This window comes from Methylobacterium sp. (genome assembly GCF_019745455.1).
GTDB lineage: Bacteria > Pseudomonadota > Alphaproteobacteria > Rhizobiales > Beijerinckiaceae > Methylobacterium.
The window spans coordinates 220,698-239,191 of sequence record NZ_JAIETD010000028.1; the positions used below are offsets into that span (position 1 = coordinate 220,698).

Annotated in this window: 21 protein-coding genes and 1 pseudogene; 15 read left to right on the forward strand and 7 right to left on the reverse strand. The window is 69.2% G+C overall.

What is annotated here, in order from left to right:
* Window positions 1-124: 124 nt before the first annotated feature.
* On the reverse strand, window positions 125-4,177 hold the full coding sequence (locus tag K2Y56_RS06650; protein ID WP_292506298.1) for a Pls/PosA family non-ribosomal peptide synthetase: 4,053 nt from the start codon (window positions 4,175-4,177) through the stop codon (window positions 125-127).
* A gap of 179 nt (window positions 4,178-4,356) precedes the next feature.
* On the reverse strand, window positions 4,357-4,953 hold the full coding sequence (locus K2Y56_RS06655) for a histidine phosphatase family protein (protein ID WP_292506299.1): 597 nt from the start codon (window positions 4,951-4,953) through the stop codon (window positions 4,357-4,359).
* A 143-nt stretch (window positions 4,954-5,096) separates the two neighbouring features.
* Here K2Y56_RS06655 and K2Y56_RS06660 point away from each other — a divergent pair, with 143 nt between their 5' ends.
* Window positions 5,097-6,095, forward strand: a complete 999-nt coding sequence (locus K2Y56_RS06660) for a polyphosphate kinase 2 family protein (RefSeq protein WP_292506300.1) — start codon at window positions 5,097-5,099, stop codon at window positions 6,093-6,095.
* Window positions 6,096-6,101: 6 nt separating this feature from the next.
* Here K2Y56_RS06660 and K2Y56_RS06665 read toward each other — a convergent pair whose 3' ends face one another.
* The 4 genes from K2Y56_RS06665 to K2Y56_RS06680 form a co-directional block, all read right to left on the reverse strand.
* Entirely contained in the window at window positions 6,102-6,338 is a 237-nt protein-coding gene (locus K2Y56_RS06665) for a hypothetical protein (protein WP_292506302.1), read from the reverse strand.
* 131 nt (window positions 6,339-6,469) lie between these two features.
* Complete coding sequence (fabI, locus tag K2Y56_RS06670) at window positions 6,470-7,324, reverse strand: enoyl-ACP reductase FabI (protein WP_292506303.1); 855 nt, start codon at window positions 7,322-7,324, stop codon at window positions 6,470-6,472.
* A 95-nt stretch (window positions 7,325-7,419) separates the two neighbouring features.
* Window positions 7,420-8,358 (reverse strand): DnaJ C-terminal domain-containing protein, encoded by a 939-nt coding sequence (locus K2Y56_RS06675; RefSeq protein WP_292506305.1) that lies wholly within the window; start codon window positions 8,356-8,358, stop codon window positions 7,420-7,422.
* Window positions 8,359-8,521: 163 nt separating this feature from the next.
* Window positions 8,522-9,016, reverse strand: coding sequence for an RT0821/Lpp0805 family surface protein (locus tag K2Y56_RS06680; RefSeq protein ID WP_292506307.1), 495 nt, complete (start codon window positions 9,014-9,016; stop codon window positions 8,522-8,524).
* A gap of 75 nt (window positions 9,017-9,091) precedes the next feature.
* On the opposite strand from K2Y56_RS06680, the gene pdxH reads away from it, so the two are divergent.
* From pdxH to K2Y56_RS06710, 6 genes are all read left to right on the forward strand, one after another.
* Window positions 9,092-9,730, forward strand: a complete 639-nt coding sequence (pdxH, locus tag K2Y56_RS06685; RefSeq protein ID WP_292506309.1) for a pyridoxamine 5'-phosphate oxidase — start codon at window positions 9,092-9,094, stop codon at window positions 9,728-9,730.
* A gap of 147 nt (window positions 9,731-9,877) precedes the next feature.
* The gene (locus tag K2Y56_RS06690; protein ID WP_292506347.1) at window positions 9,878-10,600 is read left to right on the forward strand and encodes an SDR family oxidoreductase; all 723 of its coding nucleotides are present in this window, start codon (window positions 9,878-9,880) and stop codon (window positions 10,598-10,600) included.
* The gene (locus K2Y56_RS06695; protein ID WP_292506310.1) at window positions 10,593-11,675 is read left to right on the forward strand and encodes a hypothetical protein; all 1,083 of its coding nucleotides are present in this window, start codon (window positions 10,593-10,595) and stop codon (window positions 11,673-11,675) included. The genes K2Y56_RS06690 and K2Y56_RS06695 overlap by 8 nt, the downstream gene beginning before the upstream one ends.
* On the forward strand, window positions 11,672-12,124 hold the full coding sequence (locus K2Y56_RS06700) for an NUDIX hydrolase (protein WP_292506312.1): 453 nt from the start codon (window positions 11,672-11,674) through the stop codon (window positions 12,122-12,124). The genes K2Y56_RS06695 and K2Y56_RS06700 overlap by 4 nt, the downstream gene beginning before the upstream one ends.
* Window positions 12,121-12,567 carry a TIGR02301 family protein gene (locus K2Y56_RS06705; RefSeq protein ID WP_292506314.1) on the forward strand — a complete coding sequence of 149 codons (447 nt, stop codon included), beginning with the start codon at window positions 12,121-12,123 and terminating at the stop codon, window positions 12,565-12,567. The genes K2Y56_RS06700 and K2Y56_RS06705 overlap by 4 nt, the downstream gene beginning before the upstream one ends.
* A gap of 171 nt (window positions 12,568-12,738) precedes the next feature.
* Entirely contained in the window at window positions 12,739-12,993 is a 255-nt protein-coding gene (locus K2Y56_RS06710) for a hypothetical protein (RefSeq protein ID WP_292506316.1), read from the forward strand.
* Here the strand turns inward: K2Y56_RS06710 and K2Y56_RS06715 are convergent, their stop codons facing one another.
* On the reverse strand, window positions 12,994-14,331 hold the full coding sequence (locus tag K2Y56_RS06715; RefSeq protein ID WP_292506318.1) for a dihydroorotase: 1,338 nt from the start codon (window positions 14,329-14,331) through the stop codon (window positions 12,994-12,996).
* A 90-nt stretch (window positions 14,332-14,421) separates the two neighbouring features.
* Here K2Y56_RS06715 and K2Y56_RS06720 point away from each other — a divergent pair, with 90 nt between their 5' ends.
* From K2Y56_RS06720 to K2Y56_RS06755, 8 genes and pseudogenes are all read left to right on the forward strand, one after another.
* Window positions 14,422-15,273 carry a folate-binding protein YgfZ gene (locus K2Y56_RS06720; RefSeq protein WP_292506319.1) on the forward strand — a complete coding sequence of 284 codons (852 nt, stop codon included), beginning with the start codon at window positions 14,422-14,424 and terminating at the stop codon, window positions 15,271-15,273.
* Window positions 15,274-15,360: 87 nt separating this feature from the next.
* On the forward strand, window positions 15,361-15,633 hold the full coding sequence (locus tag K2Y56_RS06725; protein ID WP_292506320.1) for a type II toxin-antitoxin system ParD family antitoxin: 273 nt from the start codon (window positions 15,361-15,363) through the stop codon (window positions 15,631-15,633).
* The gene (locus K2Y56_RS06730; RefSeq protein WP_292506321.1) at window positions 15,623-15,931 is read left to right on the forward strand and encodes a type II toxin-antitoxin system RelE/ParE family toxin; all 309 of its coding nucleotides are present in this window, start codon (window positions 15,623-15,625) and stop codon (window positions 15,929-15,931) included. The genes K2Y56_RS06725 and K2Y56_RS06730 overlap by 11 nt, the downstream gene beginning before the upstream one ends.
* A 46-nt stretch (window positions 15,932-15,977) precedes the next feature.
* The gene (locus tag K2Y56_RS06735; RefSeq protein WP_292506322.1) at window positions 15,978-16,592 is read left to right on the forward strand and encodes a DNA-3-methyladenine glycosylase I; all 615 of its coding nucleotides are present in this window, start codon (window positions 15,978-15,980) and stop codon (window positions 16,590-16,592) included.
* The gene (locus K2Y56_RS06740; RefSeq protein WP_292506323.1) at window positions 16,589-17,200 is read left to right on the forward strand and encodes a hydrolase; all 612 of its coding nucleotides are present in this window, start codon (window positions 16,589-16,591) and stop codon (window positions 17,198-17,200) included. The genes K2Y56_RS06735 and K2Y56_RS06740 overlap by 4 nt, the downstream gene beginning before the upstream one ends.
* Window positions 17,197-17,709, forward strand: coding sequence for a protein tyrosine phosphatase (locus K2Y56_RS06745; RefSeq protein ID WP_292506324.1), 513 nt, complete (start codon window positions 17,197-17,199; stop codon window positions 17,707-17,709). Before K2Y56_RS06740 ends, K2Y56_RS06745 begins: the two co-directional genes overlap by 4 nt.
* A 135-nt stretch (window positions 17,710-17,844) precedes the next feature.
* A complete protein-coding gene (locus tag K2Y56_RS06750; protein WP_292506325.1) occupies window positions 17,845-18,171 on the forward strand; it encodes an exodeoxyribonuclease VII small subunit in 327 nt (108 codons plus the stop codon).
* Window positions 18,172-18,260: 89 nt separating this feature from the next.
* Window positions 18,261-18,416 (forward strand): annotated as a pseudogene (locus K2Y56_RS06755) (1-deoxy-D-xylulose-5-phosphate synthase N-terminal domain-containing protein); the annotation flags it as partial.
* Window positions 18,417-18,494 lie beyond the last annotated feature (78 nt).

An 18,494-nucleotide genomic window follows, 5' to 3' on the forward strand; every position in this document is an offset into this window, starting at 1 on the left:
CTGTCGATATCGTTGGAACTTGGTCGGCCCGTCCTCGGAAACGGCTCTGGTCATGGATTTCTCCTGCAGGCTCCAGGATCATAACACGACGGTAGCGCGCAGCTCCATCGTGGAGCGAAGATGCCTACGCCGGATGCACCACCGGCACCGCCGGCGCGCCCTCCCATTCCGAGTGGGCCGGGATCGACTCGCCCTTCATGACGATGGTGAGGGGGCGCAAGCGGGCGTAGTCGCCGACCTTGGTGTCGTAGAGGACCGTCGAGAAAGCGCCGACCGAGACGCCCTGCCCGACCACGACGCGGCCGACCTTCATGATGCGGTCCTCGTAGAGATGGGTCTGCAGGGCCGAGGTGCGGTTGATGGTGGCGAAGTCGCCGATCGTGACGCAGTCGAACTCGGTGATGTCGGTGGTGAGCATGCACACGCCCTTGCCGACCTTGACCCCGAGGAGCCGCAGCATCCAGGGCAGGAACGGGGTGCCGCACAGATGCTCCAGCAGCACCTTGCCGGCGAGCCCCCAATAGAGCACCGCGACGGCCTCGGTGCGCATCGCCCACCACGACCACATCGGCTGCATGCCGGGCTTGTAGGCGCCCATCAGGAGCCACTTGACGCCGATCACCGTGAAGGACTGGATGAAGGCGATGGCGACGCTGGCAACGACGAAGCTGACCGCGAGCCCGACCCAGTCCTGAGCCAGGATGGCGGGGTAGAAGTAGAAATCGATCGCCGTGATCGCGCAGCTGATGAACAGCATCGGCGAGAACGAGGTCGAGAACGCCTCGAACACGCCGCGCCTGAGTTTGGGCCCGAAGCCCGGCTCGTAGGTCCGGGCCAGCGACCCGAGGTCGACCTTCTGGCGGGAGGGGAGCTTGATCGGCGGCGAGCCGAACCAGGTGTCGCCCGGCGCCATCATGGCGTTGGCCGGCGGTTTCGACTTGATGCCGATGAGCACGTCGTCGGGGATCACGGCGCCCGGGGGTACCACCGCGTCGTTGCCGACGAAGACGCGGGCGCCGGTGCTCACCTCGTGCATGTGCATGAAGCCTCGGCGGATTTCCTCCTCGCCGAACACGACCTCGTCGGCGATGAAGTTGCGGGCCCCGATATCGGCGAGGTCGTAGCGCCCGGCGAGGTTGGTGGAGATCTCCGCTCCCTGTCCCATCCGGGCGCCCATCAGCCGGTACCAGGCCCGCATGTAGACCGTGGCGAAGAGCGAGGAGAGGGTCTCGAGCGTGACTTCAGCGGCGAGCGCCACCAGCCATTTGCGCAGGTAGAAGCCGCTATGGATCGAGTAGGTGCCCGAGGAGACCCGGGGCAGGACGAGCCAGCGGATGCCGGCGATGAGGAGCACCGTGCCCGCCGTCATCAGCATGGCGGTGGGCCAGGTCAGCAGCGGCAGGTACCAGTGGTAGTCGATGTCGGTCATGTTGCCGAGCGAGTCGCTCAGCTGGTCGAAGATGTAGAAGGCCGGGAAGATCGGCAGCAGCCCCACCGCCGGAATTGCTGCCAGCAGGAAGCCGTACATGGCCGCGAAGGCAAGGCGGCGGCGGGACGAGGCCTCGGCCGGCGCGGGGAGCGCATCGGGATCGGCCATGCCCACCTTGACGCCCGGCGAGCCGTCCCAGATCTCGGCCGGTCCGACGACCGTGTCGGTGGGCACGGTGGTGAGGTCGGCGATCTCGGCATGGTCGCCGATCACCGCGCCGGGGCCGATGACGCAGGACGTACCGATGGCGACGTCGGAGCCGATGGTGACGGGGCCGATGACGAGCTCGTTGCCCACCACCTCGGCATTGGCGATGACGAGGCGCCCGCCGAGGGACGCTCCGGCGCCGATGGTGAGGAGATCGGGGGCGCCGACCTCGATATCGGAGATCAGGGCGTCGCGGCCGACCCTGGCGCCGAGGAGGCGCAGGAACATCACGATGGCGGGCGAGCCCTGCAGCCACTTGATGTGGACCAGCGGCACGAGGCGCTGGGTCAGCCACCAGCGGAAATAATAGACGCCCCAGAGCGGGTAACGCCCCGGCTTCGTGCGCCCGAGGATGAGCCACTTGGCGGCGACGGCGGTGCAGGCGGTCACTGCGTTGATGCCGACATAGACCAGCAGCATCACGGCGAGTTCGCCGAAGAAGCCGAGCCCGCCACCGGTGAGGAGCAGGTAGGTGACGAAGATCCCGAGCCATTGCGCCGTCGCCAGAGCGATTACGAAGGGCAGGACGATCGCCTGGGCGAGGCCGCACAGGGCACGGCGCAGGAGCGGCGGGTGGGCGAAGGAGAGGTCGCGCAAGGCCATCTGCGTCCCGGCGCCGCCGGTGCGCTCGATCAGCGCCTCGGCGATCGCCCGCAGGGTCCGCTTGGCATAGACGTCCTGCAGGGTGATGGCGGCGAGTGCCGGAGCCTCGCGCACCGCGCCGACGAAGCGGGCGGCGAGCAGCGAATGGCCGCCGAGATCGGTGAAGAAGTCGGCCTCGAACGGGATCGCCTGGTTGCCGAAGACCTGCTTCGCCGCGGCGAGCAGGGCAGCCTCGGTCTCGTTCTCCGGCGGCTCCTGTTCGCCCGAGACGTCGGCGACCGTGAGGATCGCGATTCGGAGCGCCTTGCGGTCGACCTTGCCGGAGGTGAGGCGCGGCAGCACCCCGACGCTCTCGAAATGACCGGGCACCATGTAGGGCGGCATCTCGGCCGCGAGCGTCCGGCGCAGGCCCGCGACGTCGAGCTCGGTGCCGCGCTCGGGCACCAGGAAGGCGACGAGACGGTCGACGCCATCGTCCTGGCGCAGCACCACCGCGGCCTGGTTGATGCCGGCCTGTGCCTGGATGCGGGACTCGATCTCGCCGAGCTCGACCCGGAAGCCACGGATCTTGACCTGGTCGTCGATGCGGCCGTGGAACAGGATGCGGCCGGCCGCATCCAGGGAGACGGCATCGCCCGAGCGATAGAGGATCGGATCGGACCCGTCGGAGGCGAACGGGTTGGCAATGAACTTTTCCGTCGTCAGCTCGGGACGCTGCAGATAGCCCTGCGCGATTCCGGGACCGCCGATGAGGAGCTCGCCGGGCTGGCCGGGCCCGAGCAGCTCCAGGCTCTCGCTGGCGACATAGACCGAGTAGTTCGGGATCGGGCCGCCGATCGTGACGGGCTCGCCGGGCCGCATCTCGGCGGCGGTGGCCACCACGGTGGCCTCGGTCGGCCCGTAGGTGTTGAACAGCTTTCGCGAGGGCGTCGCCCAGCGGGCGACCAGGGGTTCCGGCAGGGCCTCGCCGCCGAGCAGGATCAGTCGCACGCCCGGCAGGTCCTGCGACAGCATCGCCAGGAGGGTCGGCACGGTGTCGAGGACTGTGACGCCGGCTTCCGCGATCAGGCCGGGCAGCGCCTCGACGTCGCCCATCATGGCCGGCGAGGCGACGAACAGCGTCGCACCGACGAGGTAGGGGACCCAGATCTCCTCCATCGAGAGATCGAAGGCGACCGAGGCGCCCTGGAAAACGACGTCGTCCGCCGCCATGCCGTAAAGGGCGTTTCCGGAACGCAGGAAGTGGCAGATATTGGCGTGGCTGATGACGATGCCCTTCGGCACGCCGGTCGAGCCCGAGGTGTAGATCAGGTAGGCCGGATGCTCCGGCGTCAGGCCGGCAGCGCGGGCGTCGGCGGCGGGCGCCTCAGTCGGCACGCCGGCAAGAAGTCCCTCGACCGTCAGGGCCGGCGCGGCATCGGGCGAGGCCCCTTCGAGGGCGGAAGAGACCAGCAGCGCCTTGGCGCCGGCATCGGAAAGGCAGACGCCGACGCGGTCCGATGGCGCCTCGGCATCGAAGGGAAGCCACGCGGCCCCGGACAGGGTGATGCCGATCTGCGCGGTCAGCAGGTCCGGCCCACGCGCCATCCAGAGGCCGACGACGTCGCCGGGGCCGATGCCGCGATGGACGAGTGCCCGCGCGATGAGGGCGGCTCTCCTGGCGACCTCGGCATAGCTGTGGCTCGGGTGGCGTCCGTCCGGACCTTTCCGTGAACCGTCGATCAGGGCGGGATGGTCGGGCCGCGCCCGAGCGCTCGACAGGAAGATCTCGGCCAGGACCTCGTCGCGGATCAGGTCGGGTCGGCTCTCGCCGCGCAGGACCGCACGCTTTGCCGATGCCACCGAAACCGGCCGGGTCGTCTCGGCGAGACTGCTCATCCGCTGCTCCGCTCGACGAGCCTCGGATGTTCGAGGTGCGTCCACTGCTCATCCATGGCCGTATCGGGCGGGACGGCGCCCGCCGCGGCCGCACCGATCGGGTCGGTGGCCGGTGCCGGGCGTCTAGCACGTTTACGAGAGCAGCTTGAACCCATGCTAAATGGGCTTGAGGCGGTTACTCAGGCCCAATGCCAACTCTCGGCAGCAAGCACGAGCACGCTGCCCTGGCGGATGCCGATCCGCGGGGCCTGCCCGATACCGAGATGGCCGCGGCTCACCAGCACCGCGCGGGCGATCCCGCCATGAGCGACCATCACGGTGGTACGATCGAGATCAGCGAGGGCCGGCGCGACCCGGGCCACGAGCATGGCGTAGCTTTCGCCTCCCTTCCCCGGCGATTGGTAACCCCAGCGATCCCGGTCCCGTGCCAGCGCTCTCGATCTGTCCCGCTGGCGGATCTCCGACCACGTCGAGCCCTCCCAATCGCCGAAGCTGATCTCCTTGAGCCGGTCGTCGAGACGATAGCCGCCAGGGTCGAGACCGAGCGTGAGGCGCAGGGTTTCCATGGTGCGCCGGGTTCGGGTGAGAGGACTCGCCACGTAATCGGCTTCGTCGAGAGCCTGGCCCGCCACATCGCGCAACCGGTCGGCGGCGGCGGCGGCCTGGCGCAGCCCCTCGGCATTGAGGTCGACGTCGCGCTGGCCCTGAAGGCGCCCTTCCGCGTTCCAGTCGGTCTGGCCGTGGCGAACGAAATAGATGGTGGGAATTGCCGTCACGCTCGCCCCGCCGCATGGTGTCGACGGCAACCGAAGGGGCGACCGCCGCAGGAACGGCCAAGCCTGTCCGTCGTTGTCACGCTCGCATCCTCTCCCAGATCATGCCGCGGGCGAGCCGGTCGCGGGCAGCACGAGTTCTACTGATGTCGAAGACGCACGGCAAGCGCCAACCGGGCCAACGGGCCGCGAAAGCCGAGGACACGCCGCCGCAGGGTGATGCAGCGCACACCGCTCGACCGGGTGGTCCGCCGCCGTCCTCATCCGAATGGGCGCGGGCGATGGCGCGAGAATCGACCCTCGCCCCCGGTGCGATCCCGATTCCCGCCGTCGTCGCGGCGGTGCCGGGCAGCGTCATCGCCCCGTCGGGCAGACCGTTCGACCTGAGGTCCGTCGATCCCGACGGCGATGGCGGTCTCGACAAGGAAGAGTCCAAGACGGCGCTGAGCGCCGAGCACGAGCGCATCAAGGCGGCTCAGGAGAAGCTCTACGCCGAGCGCCGTCAGAGCTTGCTGGTGGTGTTCCAGGCCATCGACACCGGCGGCAAGGACGGCACCATCCGCTCGGTCTTCGAGGGGGTGAACCCTCAAGGGTGCCGCGTCTGGTCGTTCAAGGTGCCGAGTTCGGAGGAGCGCGACCACGATTTCCTGTGGCGCTACCACGCCAAGGCACCCGGCCGCGGCATGATCGGCGTGTTCAACCGCAGCCATTACGAGGACGTGCTGGTGGTGCGGGTAAAAGACATCGAGACGGAGGCGGTGTGGCGCCCGCGCTACGGGCTCATCAATGCCTTCGAGCAGATGCTCACGCTCTCGGGCACCACGGTGCTCAAGTTCTTCCTCCATATCTCGAAGGAGGAGCAGAAGGAGCGGCTCGAAGCCCGCATCGCCGATCCCGAGAAGCACTGGAAGTTCGACCCGGCCGACCTCGTCGAGCGCCGCTCCTGGGACGCCTACCAGAGCGCCTTCGGCGACGCGATCGGCCTGTGCTCGACGCCCTACGCCCCCTGGCGGGTGGTGCCGGCCAACCGGAAATGGTTCCGCAACCTTGTCGTCGCCCGCACCATCGCCGACACGCTCGAAGCGATGGACCCGCGCTACCCCGAGGCGCAGCCGGGGATCGCGAAGCTCAAGGTGGAGGACTGAGAGCGGCTATTCCATCGCGTGACGCGGCTTCAGGCGGATGACCAAACCCGGCAGGGTTTCGTGGATCGCCTGTCCGATCCGGACGCTGTGGCGCCGATAGAGAATGCCGGCACCGATCGTCGCCAGCCCGATGAGCGAGAGAGCGAAGGGAAACAGCAGCCCGTCCTCGAAGACCTTCCAGGCGAGATGGAAGGTGATTCCGGTGGTGCCGAACAGGACATAGACCCGCCGCGAGGGGACCACCGCGAATGCCAGGAGCCCGGCATTGAGTAGCGCGTAGAAAGCCCTTGAGACCTCGTTGGTCCAATCCTGTGCGGTGAGCGGCTCAGGCTATCGCGATGAGCCCAAGCTCGAACCGGAACGGCCTCCTTCGCTCAATCCTTGTCGAGGGACAGATCCGGCGCATCGGGGTTCTTCATGCCCACCACGTGATAGCCGGCATCGACGTGCAGGATCTCGCCGGTCATGCCGCGGGACATGTCGGAGATGAGGTAGGCGGCGGTCTCGCCGACCTCGTCGATGGTCACGGTCCGGCGAAGCGGCGCGTTGTACTCGTTCCACTTCAGGATGTAGCGGAAATCGCCGATGCCCGAGGCCGCGAGCGTCTTGATCGGGCCGGCCGAGATCGCGTTGACGCGGATCTTCGAGGGGCCGAGATCGGCGGCGAGGTAGCGCACGGAGGCCTCCAACGCCGCCTTGGCCACGCCCATCACGTTGTAGTGCGGCATCCACTTCTCGGCGCCGTAATAGGTCAGCGTCAGGAGCGAGCCGCCGTTCGGCATCAGCTTCTCGGCGCGCTGAGCGATGGCCGTGAAGGAGTAGCAGGAGATCAGGAGCGACTTCGTGAAGTTGCCTTCCGAGGTCTCGACGTAGCGGCCGGTGAGCTCGTCCTTGTCCGAGAAGGCGATGCAATGGATGACGAAGTCGATGCCCTCGGGAAACACCTCGGCCGTAGCGGCGAAGACCGCATCGATCGAGGCCGGATCGGTGACGTCGCAATGGCCGACCACATGGGCGTCGAGTTCCTTCGCCAGCGGCTCGACCCGCTTCTTCAGGGCATCGCCCTGGTAGGTGAAGGCGAGCTTGGCGCCGTGGGCATGCGCGCTCTTGGCGATTCCCCAGGCGATGGACCGGATATTGGCGACGCCGAGCACCAGACCGCGTTTACCGGCAAGCAATCCGCTGCGATCGTGAGCCGGGTTCTTTTCTGCCGGTGTGCTGTCCGCCATGTATCACCTGATCGAGGAGTCGCGGCGCGCCGCGCCTTGCGCGCCGGGGCATCCTTAGCGGAGGCCCGGCAGCTACGGAAGGGCGGGACGTACCGTCAGGCACCCGCTCTGGTCGTGCGGCGGGCGCGGGCATAGTCGGTCAACGACGCGTCGTCGCCGGCCGGCAAGGAGATAGCGGTGGTGGCGAGGAGGTCGCCGCGGCTGCCGTCCTTCCTGGGCAGGCCCTTGCCCTTCAGGCGGAAGGTCCGTCCCGAACTCGTCATCGGCGGCATCTTCATCTCGACGGCGCCGGTGAGGGTCGGCACCCGGATCGCGCCGCCCAGGACGGCGTCCTCAAGGGGTACCTCGACGGTCGTGCGCAGATCCGCACCATCCATCTTGAAGGTGTGATGCGGCAGGATGCGGATGGTCAGGAGGGCGTCGCCCGGCTCCGAGCGCGGGCCGCCGGCCTGACCGAGACCGCGCAGGCGGATGACCTGCCCGTCGGTGACGCCCTTTGGAACGACGACATCGACCTCGCGGCCGCCCGGCAGGTTCAGCCGAAGCTTCTCCTCGCTCGCCACCTGCTCGAGGGTGACGCTGAGTTCGGCCGCGACGTCCTCCCCACGCATGGGACCCCGCGGGCCGGGGCCAGGACCGGCACCGCCTGCCCGGAAGGCTTCGCCGAAGAGGTGGGAGAAGATGTCCTCGCCGATGCCACCGCCACCGCTACCGCTACCGGCGCGCGAGCGCGCTGCGCTCTCGAAATCGAACCCGCGCGCGCCGGGGCCGCCACCGAAGCCGCCAAACCCCTCGAAGCCGGTGGCGCGGGGCTTTCCGTCGCCATCGATCTCGCCGCGGTCGAACTGGGCACGCTTCTTGGCGTCGCCGAGGATCTCGTAGGCGGAATTGGCTTCCGCAAAGCGATCCTTGGCCTTGGCGTCGTTGGTATTGTGATCGGGGTGATAGGTCTTGGCGAGCCGGCGATAGGCCTTCTTGATGTCGGCTTCGCTGGCGCCCTTGGCCACACCCAGAACGTCGTAGGGATTGCGCATCGGCGGTTCTTGAATCTCGGCATCATCGGCACGGCGGAGACCTGTCCGCCCTGCCCGGAATCGGAACGCATGTGGGAACGATGTTGCTTCTTTGCAACGATTCTCCCGCCAGAATTCGACCCTTGCGGCGTTCCCGTCAACCGCCCGAGCCTCGAACGGTCTTCTATTGGTCGGCCTTGGCCGTCCGCAGCTTGCGCAACTCCCAATCGCCGCCGGACAACTTGCAGCCCGTCCCGCGCAAGAAACGGCTCTTCTCCGGCGCGATGACCGAAGCGAGGAAGTCGCGGCAGATGTGGTCGCCGGAAACGTAGGGCAGGCCCGTTGGGTTCACGGCACCGCGCAGCTGCGTATCGGGGTTGTCCCACTTGACGGGGCGGCCGTTGCCCTGCGGGTCGAGGGCGACGGTGAGCGCCGCGTGGGCGCGGCGCCAATCCTCACCGCCGAGATCGTTTCCGAAGCTCGATGGGCGCTTCTCGATGCTTCCGGTGCTGATCGGTTCGGCGACGGTCGGCGCCTCCTCGGTCTGGAAGGTCAGCAGCGGCAGGCCACAGCCGACGAGCGGCAGCACCGCCAGGCCGGCGCCGAAGCCCGCGACGAGGCGCCATGCTGCGAATCGTGGATCGCGAGAGGGCTTGAGCCTAAAGATACGCACACGCATCACACCTGGTCTCACGGGCGCCCCACGACCGTGACGGCCGCGGGTCCTCGTGAGATGAACGCCGGGAAGAACACCATGAGCGACGACACCATGGAACCGTTAACGTCCGGTGATCCGGCAGCCGTCGACTTCACCCTCCGGGACGATCCCTGGGATCTGTTCGCGGAATGGATGGCGCAGGCGAGCGCCAGCGAACCCGAGGACCCGAACGCCATGGCGCTGGCGACGGCCGGATCGGACGGCCTGCCCGATGTCAGGATGGTGCTCCTGAAGGGCGTCGATCCTCGCGGGTTCGTGTTCTACACCAACGTCGATTCGGCCAAGGGCGCGGAATTGCGCGAGAACCCGCAGGCCGCCCTGGTGCTGCACTGGAAGAGCCTGCGCCGGCAGGTCCGCGCCCGGGGACCGGTGGAGCCGGTGAGTGCCCAGGAGGCCGACGCCTACTTCGCCAGCCGCCACCGCGACAGCCGCATCGGCGCCCATGCCAGCCGGCAATCGCGCCCGCTCCTCGACCGCGCAACCCTGGAGGCCGAGGTCGCCGCCTTGTCGGCGCGATACGAGGACAAGCCGGTTCCGCGGCCCGAGAACTGGACCGGATTCCGGATCGTGCCGTCGGCGATCGAGTTCTGGGAGAACGGCCCGTTCCGGCTGCACGACCGGGTCCGTTTCAAGAAAGCCGGGAGCGGCTGGGAGCGGTCGCGGCTCTATCCCTGAATCCCGAGCCCGCGCTTGCTGCGGCGCGGGATCGACCCTGGATTTCCGGCCTCGCGAGGCTTAGACCTGAGGGGCGGAGCGGTGGACGCGACCCGCGACCTTTAAGGAACGGCCTTGGCCTCAACCGTCAACGAACGTCGGCGCATCATGCTGCTCACGGGGGCGAGCCGCGGCATCGGCCACGCCACCGTGAAGCGCTTCTCGGCGGCCGGCTGGCGGGTGATCACCTGCTCGCGCCACGCCTTTCCCGAGAACTGCCCGTGGGAGATGGGTCCGGAGGATCACCTGCAGGTGGATCTGGCCGATCCGGAGGACACGATGCGCGGCATCGCCGAGGTCGCCGGCCGTCTCGCCGAGGAGGGCGGGCTCCTGCACGCCCTCGTCAACAATGCCGGCATCTCGCCCAAGGGCGAGAACGGCGAACGGCTCGGTGCCATCGCCACCGAGTTCGGCGACTGGCGCAAGGTGTTCCAGGTCAACGTGTTCGCGCCGTTGCTGCTCGCGCGCGGATTGTGCCAGGAACTCACCCGCGCCAAGGGCTCGGTCGTCAACGTCACCTCGATCGCGGGCTCGCGCGTCCATCCCTTCGCGGGGGCGGCCTACGGCACATCGAAGGCGGCCCTCGCCGGCCTGACCCGCGAGCTCGCCAGCGATTTCGGGCCGCTCGGGGTGCGGGTCAACGCGATCTCGCCGGGCGAGATCGACACCGCGATCCTGTCGCCGGGCACGGACAAGATCGTCGCCGGCATCCCGCAGCGCCGCCTCGGCACCCCCGACGAGGTGGCCAAGGCGATCTACTTCCTGTGCACCGAAGCCTCGTCCTACGTGAACGGCGCCGAGCTGCACATCAACGGCGGGCAGCATGTCTGAGCGCTCAGCGCTGCTCCTCGTCGCCCTCCTCCTCATCACCACGCCGGCAGCCGCGGAGCCGGCCGTCACCATCCTCGACCTGCCCTTCGCTGCACGGCACCTGCGGGGCCCCGGAAGCGCCGTGGCGGTCTCCGTGGCGACCTCCGGGCTGATGCCGCTCGCCCGCCCGAAATCATCCGATCCGAAGGCGACCCTGTCGGCGGAGCCGGAGGACGCGGCCGTCGTCGTGGTCTGGGGCGAGGGCGGGGGCGCCGCCCTCGGCCTCAAGGACGGGCGCGTCGAGACGACTCTCATCGGCGCCGAGGCGATCGAGGGCGTCGCCGCCACCGAGACGCCGCGGGGCGCCCTGCCCGGCTCGCGCGGCGCGGTGATCGGGCCGGTCAGCGCGCAGCTCACGCGCGGCGAGTCCGGTCCGATGCTCACCATCCGCGAGCGCCAGCCGGTGGCCATGAGCACCGAGCCCAAGGCGGTGCCGATCGCGAGCCAGCCGGTCTCGGCCGGTCCCGGCGCCGCCTTCGCCACGTTCCGGCCCTACGCGATGCTGGCCGGCGGCACGCCCGTCGTCGCCGCGGTGGCCTCGCAGGGGAACGGCGCATCTTTCATCGCGGTCATCGGCAAGGCGGAAGCCAAGCCGGGATCGGCCTGGGACGTGCTCGGCCGGTCGCCGCCCCAGGCGGAGGGCCTCGGCATCGCGGCGATCGGCCCCTTCGCGGGTCCCGGAACCGTCCGTATCGCCACGGTCGCGGTGCCGGAGGGCAAGGGACTTCTCCAGCTCTGGGCCTGGGATGCAGGGAGCCTGCGCCTCCTCACCGAGGCCGCCGGCTATACCGATCGGGCGCCGGGCGCGGCGGAAGCGGACCTCGCCTCCCCGGTCGGGACCGAGCCGCCCGAACTCGCGCTGGCGGTCTCGGATCGCAGGGCCGTCGCGATCCTCGGCCTCAAGGACGCCATCCGCGAGCGGACCCGCATCGCCCTGCCGGCCCCTGCCATCGGCCTCTCCGGCCTCGGGAAGGGCGCGCAGGCCCGGATCGTCGTCGCCCTCGCCGACGGGCGCGTCGCCGTGGTGACGCCGTGAGCGACGGCGACGGGCGGCTGTTCCCGACCCGGCCCTTCGTCGGGGCCTCGATCGCGGTCCTGCGCGAGGGCCGGGTGCTGCTCGCGGCGCGGGCCAACGAGCCGCTTCGCGGCGTCTGGACCCTGCCCGGCGGCCTCGTCGAGCCGGGGGAGACCCTTGCGGAGGCGGCCTTGCGCGAATTGCGAGAGGAGGTCGGCGTGGAAGCGCGGGTACTCGGTTCTCTGACGCCGACCGAGATCATCCTGCGCGATTCCGACGGGCGCCTGAGGCACCATTACGTCGTCCATCCCCATGCCGCCCTCTGGCGGAGCGGCGAGCCGAAACCGGGACCCGAGGCCCTCGACGTGCGCTGGGCGACTCCTGGAGACGTCGCGGGTCTCCCGACAACGCCTGGCCTCGCCGAGACCCTGGCCGAGGCTTTCGCGCGTGCGGCCGAGGCCGAGCCATGAGGCTGTTCACCGGCCTCGCGCTGCTGGCGGCCCTGAGCCTCGCCCTGCCCCCTCCGGTGCTCGGCCAGCAGCAGCGCCCGCCCGCGCGTCAGAATGCGAAACCGGCCGAGAAGGAGCCCCCTCCTCCGGCCGAACCGCCGCCCGCGCCCTACGACCGCGACCTGATGCGGCTCTCCGAAATCATCGGCTCGCTCGCCTTCCTTCGCGGCCTCTGCGGCGGCCCGGATGCGGCCGAGTGGCCGCGGCGCATGTCGGCCTTGATGGAAGCCGAAGGGGTGACGCCCACCCGGCGCGAGCGCCTCGCCGGCGCCTATAACCGCGGCTATCGCGGCTATGCCCTCACCTACCGGGTCTGCACGCCGGCCGCGACGCTGGCGACGAGCCGCTTCCTCGCCGAGGGCGAGCGGCTGTCGCAGGCCCTGGCCGGACGCTTCGGCGGCTGAGCGCCGGCATGCGGCAGAAAAGTCACGCAGGGTCCTCGATGAACCGATCCGCGCAATTCTCCCTCTCGCGTTAACCGCTTCGCAATTCCTGGCTTCCCGGCCCGAGACACCCGGCCTATCATTCTCGAATCAGATCGCCGGTTGTCCCGGCATGAAGCGATGTGTTGAGCCATGCAGACTGACAGCGCCCCCGCCCCGTTCGAGGCCGATCTCGACGACAAGCGCGCCGCCCTCGGCTACGTCTCGGAGGCGTTCGCCGAAGGCTGTCTCGACGGGCTCGACGGCGACTGCATGGCCCAGGCCGCCCTGTTCGCGGCCTTCCAGGAGCTCGTCACCACCTATGGCGAGGACGCGACCGCCCGCTACGCAGAAGGCTTCCCTGAGCGCATCCGCGCCGGCGCCTTCACCACCGGCCTGCAGCACTGATCAGGCGACGGGCAACGCCTCGTCGAACAGAACCGCCTCGCCCCTAGCCGGAGCGAGGAGTTCGCCCTGCCACATCACGCAGGCACCGCGGACATAAGTCCCCACCGGCCAGCCCGTCACCGTGACGCCGTCATAGGGCGTCCAGCCGCATTTCGAGGCGATCCACTCGTTGCGGATGGTCTCGCGGCGCTTGAGGTCCACCACCGTCACGTCGGCGTCGTAACCAATCGAGAGCCGGCCTTTCCGGGCGATGCCGAACAGGCGCTTGGGCCCCGCGCTCGTCATGTCGACGAAGCGGGCGAGGGACAGCCGGCCCGCGGCGACGTGGTCGAGCATGATCGGCACCAGGGTCTGCACGCCGGTCATGCCCGAAGGCGAATCCGGATAGGGCTTGGCCTTCTCCTCGAGGAGGTGCGGTGCGTGGTCGGAGCCGAGGATGTCGGCGACGCCCTGGCTCAACCCCCACCAGATCCTTTCGCGATGGGCCGCGTCGCGAACCGGCGGGTTCATCTGCACCAGGGTGCCGAGGCGGGCATAGGCTTCGGTGCCGTCGAGGGTGAGGTGGTGCGGCGTCACCTCGGCGCTCGCCACGTCCTTGTGATCGGCGAGATAGGCCATCTCCTCCCCCGTGGAGATGTGGAGGATGTGGATGCGCGCGCCCGTTTGCCTGGCGATGCGCACCAGGCGCTCGGTCGCCTTCAGGGCCACCTCTGGCGAGCGCCAGACCGGGTGCGAGGACGGATCGCCCGGCACGCGCAGACCCTTGCGATCCCGCAGCATCGGCTCGTCCTCGGCATGGAAGGCCGCGCGCCGCCGGGTGCGCTTCAGGATCTCGGCGACGCCTTCATCGTCCTCGACGAGGAGCGCCCCGGTGGAGGAGCCGACGAACACCTTGATGCCGGCCGCGCCCGGCAGGCGCTCGAGCTCGGCGACCTCATGGGCGTTCTCGTGCGTGCCGCCGACCCAGAAGGCGAAGTCGCAATGCATGCGGTGATGGGCGCGGGCGACCTTGTCGGCGAGCGTCGCGGCGCTGGTGGTGAGCGGGTTGGTGTTGGGCATCTCGAACACCGCCGTCACGCCGCCCATCACGGCGGCACGCGAGCCCGTTTCGAGGTCCTCCTTGTGGTCGAGGCCGGGCTCGCGGAAATGGACCTGGCTGTCGATGACGCCCGGCAGGAGGTGCAGGCCGGTGCAGTCGCGCCGCTCGGCGGCCTTCGACGCGGCGAGGTCGCCGATGGCCGCGATGCGCCCGGCCCTGATGCCGAGATCGGCGCGGTGCTCGCCGTCCTGGTTCACCACGGTGCCGCCTGAGAGGACGAGATCGAAGGGTTGTTCCATCGGTGTCGCTCCGGATCGGCGTTGAGACGGGGGTTGCGGCGGCTTATGTCAGCACGCTGCGGCGTGCAACGCCGCGTCGAGGAGTGACCGATGCCGATCGCCCTGCTGCCGGACCGCGCCGTCGTCACCGTCTCGTGCGAGGACGCGGAAAGTTTCCTTCAAGGCATCCTGACCTGCAATGTCGAGACGCTCGAACCGGGCGAGGCGCGGCTCGGCGCGCTCCTGAGCCCGCAGGGCAAGATCCTGTTCGACTTCCTGGTCTCGCGGACCGGCGAGGGTTTTCGCCTGGAGGCCGCGGCGGAGAAGATGGCGGACCTGGTGAAGCGCCTCGGCCTCTACCGCCTTCGCGCCAAGGTCGCGATCGCGGCCGACCCCGCCCTCGTGGTCGCGGCTTCATGGGACGGGTCCGAGACGTCCGCCGAGGTCGAGTCCATTCGGGATGGGCGATTGCCGGCCCTCGGACGCCGCCTCTATGCCGGTACCGGCGCCTTCTCGGCCGATGCCGGGGAGGACGCCTACCACGCCCACCGCATCGCGCTGGGCATCCCCGAGGGCGGGCGCGACTTCGCCTATGGCGATGCCTTCCCGCACGAGGCGCTGATGGACCAGCTCGGCGGCGTCGATTTCAAGAAGGGCTGCTATGTCGGCCAGGAGGTGGTCTCGCGCATGCAGCACCGTGGCACGGCGCGGACGCGGGTGGTGCCGGTGGTCTTCGTGAACGGCGAGGCGCCCGAGCCCGGCACCGAGGTCACCGCCGGCCAGAAGGTGCTTGGCGTGACGGGAAGCCGTGCCGGAACCCGCGGCCTCGCCACGATCCGCCTCGACCGCCTCGCCGATGCGCTGGTGACCGGCGAGCCGTTGCGAGCGGGTGGTGCAATGCTCGGCGTCGTGAAGCCGGCTTTCGCGACCTTCGCGTTTCCTGAGATGGGCGTGGCGGGCTAGCTGAGTCGATCGTTTCCGATTATCGATCTTGGACATCTATTGCCATATACGTCCTGGCTTTATCAGCGCCGTTTCGAGGATGACCGGATGCCGAACGTCAACCTGGGCCATCACTTCGATGGGTTCATCCAGCGACAGGTCGAGAGCGGCCGGTTCCAGAATGCCAGCGAGGTCGTCCGAGCGGGGCTTCGCCTCCTCGAGGACCACGAGACCTCACTGGCCGAACGGCGAGACGAGCTTAAACGCAGTATCGCCGAATCCTTCGACGAGCCGCGACCCGGCATTCCGGCGAAAGAGGTCTTCGCCCGCCTGCGCGCCCACCATGCCGAGCAGGTGAAAGCCGACGGACGTGACGGCTGAGGTCGTCTTCCGCGAGGCAGCCCAGACGGATCTTTTCGAATTCTATCGCTACATCGCGGACCAGGCGGGACGTATCCGGGCCGGCGCCTATATCGACCGGATCGAGGCGGCCTGTCTCCAACTCGCGGAGTTTCCCGAACGTGGTACGCGCCGCGATGACCTGGGGCCGGGCTTGCGGACGATCGGCGTCGAGCGCCTAGCGACGATCATCTTCCGGATCGACGAAGGTACCGTCGTGATCGGCCGCATCCTCTATGGAGGCCGCGACCTCCAGGCTCTCCTCGATGAGTCGCGGTAGCATCGAGGCGTTGCACTTTTCTCCTGCCGCCCGCTAAACCACCCTCATGTCCGCCGACGCCACCGGCCTCATCCACCATTCCGACGGCTGCGCCCGCTGCTGGTGGGCCGGGCTCGACCCGACTTACGTCGCCTACCACGACACCGAATGGGGCGTGCCGGAGCGCGACGGCCGCGCTCTGTACGAGAAGCTGATCCTCGACGGGTTCCAGGCCGGCTTGTCCTGGATCACCATCCTGCGCCGCCGGGAGGGTTTCCGAAGCGCCTTCGCCGGGTTCGACCCCGAGGCGATCGCCCGCTTCACCGAAGCCGATGTGGCGAGGCTGATGAGCGACACCGGCATCATCCGCAACCGCGCCAAGATCGTCGGCACCATCGCGGGCGCCCGCGCCTTCCTCAGGATCGAGGAGAGCGGCCCCGGCTTCTCGCGCTTCCTGTGGGATTTCGTCGAGGGCGTCCCGATCCAGGGCACGGCCCGGGACCGGGCCGGGATCGCCACCGAGACCGAGGTCTCGCGCCGCATGGCCAAGGCCCTCAAGGCGGAAGGCTTCAGCTTCTGCGGGCCGGTGATCGTCCACGCCTTCATGCAGGCGGTCGGCCTCGTCAACGACCACCTCGTCGGCTGCCACCGGCACGGCGCCTGCGCCGCACTCGCCCGATGAGCGCGCCCGTCCCCCGGGCATGGCAGCGGATGCTGTCGGGCCGCCGCCTCGACCTCCTCGATCCGGCACCCGGCGATATCGAGATCGCCGACATCGCCCACGGCCTCGCCCGGGTCGCGCGCTGGAACGGCCAGACCCACGGTCCGCACGTGTTCTCGGTGGCCCAGCACGCCCTCCTCGTCGAGGCGATCGGCGGAGATCTCGCGCCGTCCAGCCCTGCGGCCGAGCGGCTCGAATTGCTGCTGCACGATGCCCCCGAATACGTGGTCGGCGACCTGATCTCGCCGTTCAAGGCGGCGATCGGCGACTCCTACAAGGCGGTGGAACGGCGCCTGCTCGCGGCGATCCGACGCCGCTTCGGCCTCGCCGAGCCGACGCTTGAGGCAGCCACCCTGGTCAAGCGGGCCGACGGGATCGCGGCCTATCACGAGGCCATCGGGCTCGCCGGGTTCGACGAAGCCGAGGCGGTGCGGATCTTCGGCCCTCAGCCTCCGCTCACGGCCCCCGCCGCTACCCTGCTCGATCCCTGGCCGACGGCACTGGCGCAGGAGCGGTTTCTCGCCCGCTTCGACGAACTCGTGAGGCAGATCGGGATGCCGAGCCGATGACAGCCATCCACGTCTGCCCGCTCTCGCGCCTCGCCGAGACGGTGGCGGAAACGAAGGCCCGCGACGTCCTCACCCTCGCGACCGTCGGCACCAGCGTGACCCGGCCCGACGGGATCGCGCCGGAGCGCCATTGCGTCGTCGGCGTCAGCGACATCGCCGCGCCCCTCGACGGCCATGTCCTGGCGGACGAGACGCATGTGCGCCAGATCCTCGATGTCGCCTTCACGTGGGAGCGGACTGCGCCGCTCGTAATCCACTGCTATGCCGGCATCGGCCGCTCGACCGCGGCGGCCTTCATCGCGGCCTGCGCCCTCGATCCGTCCCGCCACGAGGCATCGATCGCCGATGCTCTGCGAGCGGCCTCGCCGAGCGCCACGCCCAATCCCCGCCTCGTCGCCGTGGCCGACGCGATGCTCGGGCGCGAGGGCCGGATGATCGCCGCGATTCAGGCGATCGGGCGCGGCGCCGAGGCCTTCGAGGGCACGCCGTTCCGGCTCGACATCGCATGATTGTCCGCGTCTCATGTGTGGCGCAAACGACGCCACGGGCGGAGATTTCTTTTCTCGGCGAAATCCTTGAGCACCCTCAGGGTTGCCCGGCAAGGGCGGCGCGGCCTAAACCCTGAAGCGAGGATGGACCCTGGAATGACCGTTGCGCGATCCGCCATGGCGGCGGTGCAAGACACCGCAGAGGTGCAGGACACCGCAGGACAGACCGGCAAAGCCGGTTCCGAGCCGCCGCTGGACAAGAACCTGCCCTTCGAAGCGGCCCTGGCCGAGCTCGAGGACATCGTGCGGCGCCTCGAGAAGGGTGACGTCGCCCTCGATGAATCGGTCGCCATCTACGAGCGCGGCGAGCTGCTCAAGCGCCATTGCGAGGCTTTGCTCCAGCGCGCCGAGGCACGGATCCAGACCATCACCACCGATCCTGCCGGCCGCGCCACCGGAACGGCCCCGCTGGACGTGGAATGACGGTGTCATGCCCGTTCGGTCAAACCTGAACTCTCCGCTTCCTCAAGGCGTTGCAGCCTTATCTTTCCTCCGGACGTGAGGTCCTCTCGGTGTCACGGATAGAAGCCTCTTCCTCGATTTTGGACGGTCTGTCTGAGCCTCATCTGTTGCGGGCTCTGCCGGAGGGCGAGTTGCAGGCGGTTGCCGATGCGGTTCGGGCCGAGATGATCGATGCGGTGTCGGTCACGGGCGGGCATCTTGGGTCGCCGAGTGCGACCGCTAAGCCGCTCCCGCGATGGCGCGCCGGGACGAACGACGCGTTCTTTCACGACGCCCGTAGCGTG

Bases quoted from the DNA above. Each gene is read 5' to 3' on its own strand.
- K2Y56_RS06750 (WP_292506325.1), top strand. From the start codon at position 17,845: ATGACCGTTGCGCGATCCGCCATGGCGGCGGTGCAAGACACCGCAGAG.
- K2Y56_RS06705 (WP_292506314.1), top strand. From the start codon at position 12,121: ATGAGGCTGTTCACCGGCCTCGCGCTGCTGGCGGCCCTGAGCCTCGCC.
- K2Y56_RS06675 (WP_292506305.1), bottom strand. From the start codon at position 8,358: ATGCGCAATCCCTACGACGTTCTGGGTGTGGCCAAGGGCGCCAGCGAA.
- K2Y56_RS06740 (WP_292506323.1), top strand. From the start codon at position 16,589: ATGAGCGCGCCCGTCCCCCGGGCATGGCAGCGGATGCTGTCGGGCCGC.
- K2Y56_RS06735 (WP_292506322.1), top strand. From the start codon at position 15,978: ATGTCCGCCGACGCCACCGGCCTCATCCACCATTCCGACGGCTGCGCC.
- fabI (WP_292506303.1), bottom strand. From the start codon at position 7,324: ATGGCGGACAGCACACCGGCAGAAAAGAACCCGGCTCACGATCGCAGC.
- K2Y56_RS06690 (WP_292506347.1), top strand. From the start codon at position 9,878: ATGCTGCTCACGGGGGCGAGCCGCGGCATCGGCCACGCCACCGTGAAG.
- K2Y56_RS06745 (WP_292506324.1), top strand. From the start codon at position 17,197: ATGACAGCCATCCACGTCTGCCCGCTCTCGCGCCTCGCCGAGACGGTG.
- K2Y56_RS06720 (WP_292506319.1), top strand. From the start codon at position 14,422: ATGCCGATCGCCCTGCTGCCGGACCGCGCCGTCGTCACCGTCTCGTGC.
- K2Y56_RS06650 (WP_292506298.1), bottom strand. From the start codon at position 4,177: ATGAGCAGTCTCGCCGAGACGACCCGGCCGGTTTCGGTGGCATCGGCA.
- K2Y56_RS06715 (WP_292506318.1), bottom strand. From the start codon at position 14,331: ATGGAACAACCCTTCGATCTCGTCCTCTCAGGCGGCACCGTGGTGAAC.
- K2Y56_RS06695 (WP_292506310.1), top strand. From the start codon at position 10,593: ATGTCTGAGCGCTCAGCGCTGCTCCTCGTCGCCCTCCTCCTCATCACC.
- K2Y56_RS06680 (WP_292506307.1), bottom strand. From the start codon at position 9,016: ATGCGTGTGCGTATCTTTAGGCTCAAGCCCTCTCGCGATCCACGATTC.
- K2Y56_RS06725 (WP_292506320.1), top strand. From the start codon at position 15,361: ATGCCGAACGTCAACCTGGGCCATCACTTCGATGGGTTCATCCAGCGA.
- K2Y56_RS06710 (WP_292506316.1), top strand. From the start codon at position 12,739: ATGCAGACTGACAGCGCCCCCGCCCCGTTCGAGGCCGATCTCGACGAC.
- pdxH (WP_292506309.1), top strand. From the start codon at position 9,092: ATGAGCGACGACACCATGGAACCGTTAACGTCCGGTGATCCGGCAGCC.
- K2Y56_RS06660 (WP_292506300.1), top strand. From the start codon at position 5,097: ATGTCGAAGACGCACGGCAAGCGCCAACCGGGCCAACGGGCCGCGAAA.